Source organism: Enterobacter sp. PTB (assembly GCF_051130085.1).
GTDB lineage: Bacteria > Pseudomonadota > Gammaproteobacteria > Enterobacterales > Enterobacteriaceae > Enterobacter > Enterobacter ludwigii.
This window is the reverse complement of sequence record NZ_JBDKEE010000052.1, coordinates 1-10,843: the sequence shown is the minus strand read 5'-3', so window position 1 is coordinate 10,843 and position 10,843 is coordinate 1. Positions and strand designations below refer to the sequence as shown.

The 10,843-nt window shown below is 50.1% G+C and carries 5 protein-coding genes and 2 pseudogenes; 6 read left to right on the top strand and 1 reads right to left on the bottom strand.

Features of this window, described 5'->3' with window-relative positions; translation table 11 throughout:
• Nucleotides 1-115: 115 nt before the first annotated feature.
• From AAIR21_RS26880 to AAIR21_RS26855, 6 genes and pseudogenes are all read left to right on the top strand, one after another.
• Nucleotides 116-265: pseudogene (locus tag AAIR21_RS26880) on the top strand (integrase); the annotation flags it as partial.
• Between the two features lie 325 nt (nt 266-590).
• A complete protein-coding gene (gene hsdR, locus AAIR21_RS26875; RefSeq protein WP_434682707.1) occupies nt 591-2,996 on the top strand; it encodes an EcoAI/FtnUII family type I restriction enzme subunit R in 2,406 nt (801 codons plus the stop codon).
• Between the two features lie 32 nt (nt 2,997-3,028).
• A pseudogene (locus AAIR21_RS26870) lies at nt 3,029-4,540 on the top strand (N-6 DNA methylase); the annotation flags it as partial.
• Nucleotides 4,541-4,809: 269 nt separating this feature from the next.
• Complete coding sequence (locus tag AAIR21_RS26865; RefSeq protein WP_434682706.1) at nt 4,810-6,789, top strand: restriction endonuclease subunit S; 1,980 nt, start codon at nt 4,810-4,812, stop codon at nt 6,787-6,789.
• A gap of 1 nt (nt 6,790) precedes the next feature.
• A complete protein-coding gene (locus AAIR21_RS26860; RefSeq protein ID WP_434682705.1) occupies nt 6,791-8,539 on the top strand; it encodes an AAA family ATPase in 1,749 nt (582 codons plus the stop codon).
• Entirely contained in the window at nt 8,536-9,393 is an 858-nt protein-coding gene (locus AAIR21_RS26855) for a hypothetical protein (RefSeq protein WP_149330511.1), read from the top strand. The genes AAIR21_RS26860 and AAIR21_RS26855 overlap by 4 nt, the downstream gene beginning before the upstream one ends.
• A 34-nt stretch (nt 9,394-9,427) precedes the next feature.
• Here AAIR21_RS26855 and AAIR21_RS26850 read toward each other — a convergent pair.
• Nucleotides 9,428-10,272 (bottom strand): IS5 family transposase gene (locus AAIR21_RS26850; RefSeq protein ID WP_131631877.1). Its coding sequence is split into 2 segments (ribosomal slippage): nt 9,428-9,927 and nt 9,927-10,272, totalling 846 coding nucleotides; the frame shifts between segments, so codons are not numbered across the junction.
• Nucleotides 10,273-10,843 lie beyond the last annotated feature (571 nt).

Below are 10,843 nucleotides of genomic sequence, written 5' to 3'. Positions count from 1 at the left end.
CCTGCACCCGCGTCTTTAGCTGGTTAAATGGCGCAGTGAAAGCATCCCGGCCAGTACGACTGATAACGAGCGGCGTGATAGTCGTTACGCCAGCAAAAACGGTATCGTGGCATAGTTTAGACACACGATGAGTACTATTCATCACGAACAAAGCTATAACTCGGCGTGGATTTAGACGCAGCTTGCCTACGTGGATAAGAACAGTCTCCGTTGCACTTACAACCACGCTAGATACCTGGATGGACGACGCGAGATGCTACCGTGATATGCCGACTATTATACTATATTGACAACCAGGGCGCGGCGGGGAATGGAGAAAGTAAAACAACGTTATTATATTAGCCTCAGAGAGTAAGCTTCTGAAAAGGCTATGGAAGAAGCACAACTCACAGGGATATAGATTGTATGCACTGGCTCTTGGCTATGAGCCTACAAGAAGATCAGCGAGCCGATGAAAAAGATGTGTTGTATCATGAGACTTGAATTTTTGGAGCGTATTTTATCGGCCGGATTTAGGTCTGAGTCTAATTAATGCACATTTTCATAGTGTCTGAGGCATATACACCGGAACGTTGAAGGAGCTTACTGTCATGGATAAATATCAGCTCAGCGAGCGTGATATCTGCACAAAATTCATTACACCCGCTATTCAACAAGCTGGCTGGCAGCAGCATCAGTTTCGAGAGGAAGTCAACCTCACCGATGGCCGTGTCATGGTACGCGGTAAGATGGCCTCTCGAGTCAAAAATCCTGAAGCTAAAGGAGGTCCTAAACGTGCCGATTATGTGCTTTATGCAAGACCAAACGTGCCGATCGCAGTTTTAGAGGCCAAACAGGCGAAGTTCTCCATTGGGCACGGTATGCAACAAGCTCTAGCCTATGCCGAAATGCTAGACGCGCCGTTTGCCATCAGCAGTAATGGTGATGGTTTTCTCCTGCATGACCGAACTGGCCTATCCCTGCCTGTCGAACGCGAGCTTCAGCTTACCCAATTCCCGACCCTGGCCGATTTGTGGACGGTATATCAGCAATGGAAAGGATTAGTTGCACCTGAAGCTGTAACGCTGATTGAACAGCCGTTTTATACCGATGGCAGTGGTCGTGAACCACGTTACTATCAACGTGTGGCAATCAACCGTGCCATTGAAGCTGTAGCCAGAAGGCAAGCACGAATATTGCTGGTCATGGCCACCGGTACAGGGAAAACGTATACAGCTTTTCAGATTATCTGGCGCTTATGGAAAGCAAAATCCAAGAAACGCATTCTGTTTTTGGCCGACCGCAATATCCTCGTCGACCAGACCATGCAGCAGGATTTCGCCCCTTTCGGTGAGGTGATGCATAAGGTCACTAACCGCGAAGTCAAAAAGAACTATGAGATCTACCTTGCTCTCTACCAAGCGGTAACGGGGAAGGAAGAATGGAAACAAATCTATCGCCAGTTTCCAGGGGATTTCTTCGACTTAGTCGTGATTGATGAATGCCATCGTGGCAGCGCCGCGGAAGACTCAGAATGGCGCGACATCCTGGATTATTTCACTACAGCCACACATATTGGCCTAACTGCCACACCGAAAGAAACCAAGGAAACAAGCAATACCAGCTATTTCGGATACCCCATTTATACCTATTCGCTCAAGCAGGGCATTGAGGACGGTTTTCTTGCTCCCTACAAGGTGATCCGCATTGCAACCGATGTTGATGCAGTCGGCTACATACCAGAGAAGGGTAAATTAGATAAACTAGGCCAGGTCATGGAGCAACGGCAGTACAATACAAAAGACTTTGATCGCACTCTAGTTCTGAAGAAACGCACATCTCTTGTTGCCAACAAGGTATGGGAATACCTCCAGGCAACCGATCCGATGGCCAAGACGATTGTTTTTTGTGACGACCAGGATCATGCTGAGAGGATGCGCCAGGAGCTGGTAAAGCTCATCCCTGCCGCGGCAAACAATCGCCGTTACGTCATGCGAATTACCGGAGACGATAACGAAGGGAAAGCACAGCTCTCCTACTTTATCGACAACGATGAACCTTACCCGGTTATTGCCACCACCTCAAAGCTACTTACCACGGGCGTAGATGCTAAAACCTGCAAGCTGATTGTCCTGGACCAGAGCATCAACTCGATGACGGAGTTCAAACAGATCATTGGCCGCGGCACCCGCCTGCGCGAGGACTACCAAAAACTCTACTTCACCATCATGGACTTTAAAGGCGCTACGCGGCTGTTTGCTGATCCCGATTTTGACGGCGAACCCGTGGAGATCTACGAACCTGGCCCAGAAGATCCTGTGGTACCGCCAGATGTCGTCACGCTTCCCAGTATAGAAGAACCAGAACCTCTAGCCTATGACTCTAGTCTCACAGATAAGGCAGGAGGCGGCGTAGGCCGAGTAAAGTATGTGATTGATGACGTCAATGTGTGTTTAGCTGTTGAACGTTCGCAATACCTTGATGTCGAGGGCAAGCTCATCACTGAGGACTACCGAGTCCTGCTCAAAAGTGACATTAAAAGCACCTTGCAGGCTAAATTTGGTAACCTAACCAACTTTCTACGGCGCTGGAGTAGCGCCGAACGCAAACAAGCTGTGATAGAGGAATTAACTGAACATGGCGTACCATTCGAGATCCTGCAACAGGCTGTCGCTAACGGCAGCGAACTGGATGCTTTTGATCTGGTAACCCACGTCGCCTTTGACCAGAAGCCACTCACCCGGCGTGAACGGGCTAACAACGTGAAAAAGCGTGATGTGTTTGGCAAATACAGTGAGCAAGCCAAGGCCGTACTGGAAGCTTTGCTCGAAAAATTTGCCGATCATGGTGTACAAGACATAGAGGATGCCAATGTGCTGGAATTACCTCCATTTGACCTATTTGGTAGCAAGACACAAATCCGTCGGGGTATTTTTGGTGGCGTAGAGCAGTACACCCAAGCAGTGAAGGAGCTGGAACTGGCTCTCTACGACATATCCGAACAAAAACAGGCTTGATTAAACAGCAGCCTTCAACAGCGAATAAAAAGATGAATCTCAGCAGTACCATTAAATCCATTCAAGACATCATGCGTAAAGATGATGGCGTCGATGGTGATGCACAGCGTCTCGGCCAGCTCACATGGATGTTGTTCCTCAAAGTGTTTGATCAGCGCGAGGAGGAATGGGCGGATGATAACCCGGCGTATATCTCTCCCTTGCCCAAAGAGTACCGATGGCGTAACTGGGCAGCTTATATAGCGGGGGCTGATGGCAAAAAGAAGCCACAAATTGCAGGTAGTGAATTGATTAGCTTTGTCAACAACGAGTTATTCCCAACGCTCAAAGAGATCGATGCTAACAAAAGCCCTCAGCATAAAGTCATCCGTAGTGTCTTTGAAGATGCGAATAACTACATGAAATCCGGCCCGCAGATGCTGGCCGTGATCGAGAAGCTGGAAGATGCTATCAATTTCCACGATTTTACCATCCGCGCAAATATTGGCGATGTGTACGAGCAATTACTCAACGATTTGCGCGGCGCAGGTAATGCTGGGGAATTCTACACCCCACGCGCCATTACCGCTTTTATGGTTGATAGGGTCAATCCGCGTTTAGATAAGCGTGAGACAGTAATGGATCCCGCTTGTGGAACAGGCGGTTTCTTAACCGCCGGAATCGAGCATTTTCGCAACCAACTCGCGACAATGAAATCACCGCGCCCTGAAGACAAGCGCGCCATTGAAGCGCTGATCCTCGGCATCGAAAAGAAGCAGTTGCCGCACCTGCTATGCACAACAAACATGTTACTGCATGGAATTGACGTTCCCAGCCAGATCGAGCACAAAAATACCCTGGGCATCGGCTGGAACGAGTGGAAAGCCAGCGACAAGGTTGACTGCATTATCACCAACCCCCCATTTGGAGGCTATGAAGATGATGGCGTGGGCAGTGACTATCCGGCTGACCTGCGCACCCGCGAAACAGCTGACATGTTTATGGCGCTCATCATCAAAAAATTATTGAAGGAAAAAGGGCGTGCCGCCGTGGTGTTACCTGATGGTTTTCTGTTTGGCGAGGGCATCAAAAGCACGCTTAAAAAACTGCTGCTGCGCGACTGCAAATTGCACACCATTATCCGCTTACCTAAAGGCGTTTTTGCTCCGTATACCACCATCAAGACCAACCTGCTGTTCTTCACCAAGGGTAGCACGGTGGACGATGGCACTGAATACTTCCACACCGACACTATCTGGTTTTACGAGCACCCCTACCCAACAGGTTACAAGAGCTACTCCAAAACCAAACCCATCCGGCTAGAAGAATTCGAAGCCGAGCGAAACTGGTGGGGCTCGGAGGATAACGATTTTGCCGATCGCGTAGAAAACGAATTCGCCTGGAAGGTGGATTTCAAAACTAAGCGCGAACAAGCTGAAGCCGCTGCGCAACCATACTGGCAACGCGCTGAAGAGCTGAATAACCAGGCCGCTGCGCTCGAAAGCGAAGCGAGTGACTTGCGCAGGAGCTTGGTCGGTACCACTGATGCTGCCTATCGCGAAAAGATCGACGCCCAAATCGCAGCGTTGCGCGCTCAAGCTGAACCGCTACGCTTGCAAGCCCGAGACGCACAAGCCACTGGTGACCGTATCTATTGGCCGATTTTTAACCTCGACATCAAAAACCCCAATACGGCAGAAGAAGAAACCCACGCCCCAGACGTACTTCTAGAGAAATACAAAAAGCTGCTGGGAGAAATTGAAGAAACTGAGAACCAGCTCAAAAGTGAGTTGGCAGCCGTGCTGGCACATCATTTTGTTGATGAGGATGCCTGATGGACGCGAAACAATTTTTGGCTGAGTTTGGGCATATCGCCAATGCGCCGGGGGGGATTGGGAAACTGCGGGAGTTGATCCTGCAACTTGCGGTGCAAGGAAAACTAATCGTATACACAGCATCTGACTTGTCGTCACGTGTTTTGCTGGACGAAGTTCGTGCGCTTAAAGCGGAGCTGGTTTCCTGTAAAAAGCTCCCGCGTCAGAAGCCTTATCCAGAAGTGTTGAGGAGAGAAATCTCCGTTGATGCTCCATCGTATTGGGAGTGGGCTCGTTTCGGTGAGCTCTGGCAACTTTTATCTGGTCGCGATCTGGTGCCTAGTAAGTACAACGATTCAAAAAATGGAATTCCGTATATAACAGGTGCTAGCAATATTGTGAACGGGATCATTGTAGTTAACCGATGGACCCCAGACCCTGTTGTGATTTCAAGCACTGGTGACTTGTTAATAACATGTAAGGGTACTATTGGAAAAACAGTATTCAATACCCTTGGCGAAGTTCATATTGCTCGCCAAATCATGGCAATAAGGAATTTTTCGAAAAAACTAGACACAGGTTTTCTGAAAATCTGGCTTGATGGCTTTGTTAGTCAACTGGTCGAAAAGTCCAAGAGTATGATTCCAGGTTTTTCAAGAGATGACCTTGAGTTGGCGGCTTATCCGGTGTTACCTATCGAAGAACAGTCCCGCATTGTCGCCAAAGTCGAGGAGCTGATGGCTTTGTGCGACAAGCTGGAGGCGCAGCAGCAAGCCCGCCGCATACTGCAAAATGCCCTGCGCCAGTCCACTTTACAAGCCGTCGCCAGCGCTACCTGCCCGTACGAACTGCAAATCGCTTGGGCGCGCTTGGCTGATAACTTTGGACAGTTGTTTCATGCTTTGGAGGATGTGGCTGCATTCAAAGGGTTGATCCTTGATTTGGCTGTGTCTGGTGCGCTGCTAACCACCGAAACGCGCCACGCGTCCACTGGTGCCGATCTGATTGATGCGATTGCTGATGCTCGTATTGAGTGGTCTAAGGTGGCAATCAATCAAGAGAAAAAAGAAGCGTTAGCTGCGCTAAATAAACTCCGAATTCAACAATTGAGCACTCCCGAAGAACAACTACCCAAGCACTGGATGTGGGCATCACTGCTTGAAGTTTCAAAAGTAATTATTGACTGTGACCACAAGACACCGACCTATACCGATAGCGGAGTTCACCTTATTCGCACAACTGATATTCGCAATGGTGAAATGCGATTTGATGCTACAAAAAAGGTTTCTTGGGAAAGCTATCTTGCTCGTTCAAGACGGTTGACTCCGCAGGCCGGGGACATATTTTTCACGCGAGAAGCACCGATGGGTGAAGCTGCAATAGTTCCCAATGAGCACGTCGTTTGCCTTGGTCAGCGGCTCATGCTCATCAGGCTGTTTCCTGAGCTTTTCAACAACAAATTTCTCGTTTATGTAATTCAAAGTCCTAGCTTTCAAAAGCGCTTGCGGGTAGCGGCGATCGGAATGACGGTGAAACACATAAATGTTGTTGAAGTGGAAAATCTAGTGGTTCCAGTTCCCCCCAAGGCCGAGCAAGATCGGATTGTTGCCATCGTTGACGGGCTTTTTCGCATGTGTGACGACTACGCGGAGCAACTCTCTCGCAAGCAGCGCATTGCAACCAATCTAGCTACAAGTGCCGTCGCTAACCTCACCGGCACCACTTTCGAACAAGAAGAGGAACCCATGAAAGCCCCACAAACCGAGCTGATCGCCCCACTACGCTTGGGTACAGTACCCGATATCAAAGCCCAAGCTCCGCTGGCCACCATTCTGGCCCGCCACCACGGCGAAATGAGCGCCAAGGATTTATGGCAGCGCTTCGGCGGAGAGATCGATGCCTTTTACGCGCAACTGAAAATAGAAGTATTACGCGGCTGGATTCTGGAACCGGCCCCCGCCGAAGTGCGTGAAAAACCATCCGATACGGTGAGTGCCTGATATGCAACTGCTGCGCATCCTCATCCCAACCTTTCGAAACCTGCGCGATCTCGACATCGCTTTCGCAACGCACTCACAGCCAACTACAAGCGCAACAGATGCACCACCCAAACCCATCCGTAGCCATGCCCTGATTGGCCAGAACGGCACCGGCAAGTCCAATTTGATCGAAGCATTGATCACCATCTTCCGTGATGTTGATCTCGACCGTGACGCCGCCTTCGATTTCACGCTGGAATATAGTATTCGCGGCCATGTTGTGCGCATTGAGGCCGATACCTTCAAGCAGAAGCGCCCCTATGTTTGGGTGGACGGTAAAGTCGAATCACAGGGCTATTTGCTGAAAAACCGTGAGCTGTTGCCTGCGCATATTTTTGCCTATTACTCGGGCCGCAACGAGCGCATCGAAGTTTTGTTTCAAGAGCACCAGCGCCGCTTCAACCAGCGCCAGGAAATCACTACAGATGAAGTGCTGTCTGAGCAACTGCTGGAGAACTTTACCGGCTCCGAGTCAGATATTCGCGCTGTCGAAGAAGCCAAACGTCGTCACGAGTCGCGGTTGAAGCAAGCGGGAGACGACCGCTTGCGCCGCCTGTTCTATTGTCGCGGTGGCCACAGCCAACTGGTGCTGCTGGCTTGTCTACTATCAGATGACCCAGTGTTTCAGAAGGTGCTAAAGAACCTACACATCGAGTCGCTGGAATCCGCTCTGTTTGTGCTGAAAGAACCGTACCGACTGCGTGAAAAACGGCGCAGCGGCAAATTCGACGAGCAAGAGCTGAACGAGGGTGATCCACGATTCTGGTATGCGCGCGGAAATGTAGTGAGCGAATTCCTCGACAAGCTCTGGCAAGTGGCTTGGGCTCCGATTGAGCAAGAGACGACCAAACAGATCGACTTCCGTGGCCGCAACGAAAAACAAAAACAGCTGTACCTTTTTGTGCCAAGTCAGGAGAAGCTTAAGCTACTTGGCGAACTCGTCGGCAGTACCGACAGTTTCTTCCGCTACGCCGAGGGGGCTTACATTGGTGACCTGATCGAAGAAGTGCGCATCACGGTGAAGAAGCGCGATGAACACGGCGGCAAGGTAAGCTTCACACATTTGTCAGAAGGAGAGCTGCAAATGCTCACCGTGTTGGGCCTGATGCGCATCACCCGTGAAGACCAGTGCCTGTTCCTGCTTGATGAACCTGATACCCATCTCAACCCGATCTGGAAATTGCGCTACTTCGACGATATTGAAGGCGTGCTGAGTTCCGATGATGCAACGATGGTTAAAAGCGAGTCGCAAATAATCATCACCACTCATGACCCCATGATGGTGGGCAGCTTGAAGCGCGAGCAAGTATATATCCTGCGTCGTGATGGTAACCGTACGTTGGTCGAGATCCCGGATGAGCACCCGCAAGGGATGGGCGTCACTGGGCTACTCAAGAGCGAATTGTTTGGTTTGTCATCCACGCTGGATATCGAAACCGAGCGACGCCTCTTCCGGCGCAATGAACTGTTCGTCCTGTCACCTCGCTCCCCCGAAGAGGATGAGGAACTGAGCCGCTTGTCAGCAGAGCTGGCTGACCTGGGCTTTTCGACCGCTGACTTCCGTGACCCCGATTACGCAATGTTTGTGCGCAAGATGGCGCAACACCGCCGTTTCCGCAAACCCGTGCTCACACCCGAGGAACAGGCCGAGCAGGATGCCATTGCCGATTCGATCATTGATGAGATTTTGCGAGAGGAGGATGGTGAGTGATTTTTATCGATCTTGAAAATAAGCTCCCTATTGATGCAGACCTTCCCGCTGAGATTCGCTGGTCACCAGCCGATTGGGACGCTTGGTTGAAAGAGTCTGATCGCCTGGTAGGCGAACTTGCCAAACTCGATGCTGCGGGAACAATTAAAGAGCGCAATGAGTTGATAGATAAACACAGCAGCCATTGGGGAAAATTAAAACCTTGGTTACTGGCGTTGTCTGGGGGGAAATGCTGGTTTTCAGAGGTGCGCGAGCTGTACTCACATTATGATGTGGAGCATTTTCGACCCAAGAAAGAAGCTAAGGCATTGGATACAAGTCTACGTGATGGCTACTGGTGGCTGGCATTTGACTACATGAATTTTCGCGTGTGCGGCAATGTTGGTAACCGTAAAAAAGGTGGATGGTTTCCACTCAAGGACGGCTCACTTTGTTCAACCTACTCCGAGCCCTGTGAGGAATCTGAAACGCGTTATCTACTCGATCCGATTGATGATGATGACGTTGCGCTTATCGCCTTCGACGAAGAAGGGAAGGTCATTCCTATGCCAGGTTCCTCTGCTTGGGAGCAGGAGCGGGTCAACGAGACGGTAAAGCGGCTCAAACTCAATGAACATCCTCCCCTGGCAGAAGCTCGTCGCAAAGTCTGGCAGCAAGTTGACAGGCTAATTGATGATTTTACACAAGCCAAATCCCGTTGCACGACAGGCAATAATCCAGCAGCCAAAGCGAAGTTGATCGAAGTTCGAGCTCGAGTGCGCGCAATGACCACCACAACAGCTGAATTATCGGCTGTTGCTCGTTGGTGTTTGCTGGTACGCAACGATCCACAGCTTTCTAGGTTGGTTGGGTGAGACGAAGACATGATCAACCTCTAGGCTGTGTCCCTTAATTGCATAACCTTTTGTAAAACAGTCTGATGCAACCCAGTTTTACCATCGCCAGATAATTTCTCGCCGTTTTATCGTAACGTGTGGCGATGCGGCGATATTCTTTCAAGCGACCAAAGCAACGCTCAACAACGTTGCGATTGCGGTATGCATCACGATCGAGCTGTGAACGACCATCCGACGCCATTTTCTCATTTGATTTACGAGGGATAACAGCTTTTATCCCTCTATTTTTCAGTACGTTACGTAACATGTGCCCTGAGTAAGCTTTATCCGCCAGTACAGCATGACCACGCCGCTTCATGCTGCCGTTCTGGCGTTGAACACCAATTCCGTCCAGAAGACGTTGTGCGAACTGGCTTTCATGAGCTTGCCCGGGGCTCAGCAAGATGTTTAACGGCAGACCACTTCCGTCTGTTGCCAGATGGATTTTGGTGCCAAAACCGCCGCGAGAGCGACCCAGGCTGTTATCTCCGGTGATATCGGGATGTTTTTTTGTGCTCCGGCGGCGCATCTGAGCGCACGGATATTGCTGCCATCCAGCGCCGTTGCTGACCAGTCAACGAGACCATGAGCATCGAGACAAGAAAGTAACTTATTGAAAATAATGTTAATCACTCCTGACTTTGACCATCGATTAAAACGGTTGTAAACAGTCTTCCACGGACCATATCGGTCAGGCAAATCGCGCCATGGGGCACCTGAGCACAGCACCCAGAACATGCCATTGATGATCATACGATGTTCTGCCCATGGGCGTCCGACCCGTGGTATTGCTGGTTCGGCAGGTAATAAGGGCTGGATGAGAGCCCATGCTTCATCGGGAAGGTCGTAACGAGACATAGTTCAATATGTTGTAGAAACAGACAGTTACTATAGCCCAGGCAATTAAGGGACACAGCCTAGTCTCACTAAGCTTGGTGAATTTCTACTTTATGCGACAGTAGGTGAAAGTACAGCCACCTACTGCCTCAGTAACTTGAATCCGTCACGTCCGTACATCTGACGTTCCAACATTATCAGGCGATTTATATGGATCTTTACCGGTGCTGATTTCACGTTTGGTTTGCTTGATGCAATGGTATTTAGTTTGCCCTCGCGTTTGTTTTCGCTGTCCAGATGTTGCGTGCGGGTATCCGGGCAGATAACGAGTTTCTAATCTGGTGTGGCAATACCGGCTGACCTGCTCCCCGTTGTTTCAACAGTCAACCGAGGCCGTCCACGCTTTTTCCCCTGCCGTACAACGTATTCGCTGCGCCCAAATGTACGCCCCCCTTTGGGTAACGTCAGTCGGACTGCAGTATCTACTTTAGCCAGGTATGTTATTGCTTTCTGTAATGCGCTACGTTTTATATGGTCTGTATAATGGATATCACCGATCCCTGACTGGGCGTAGTTATGGGCAATGGCATTA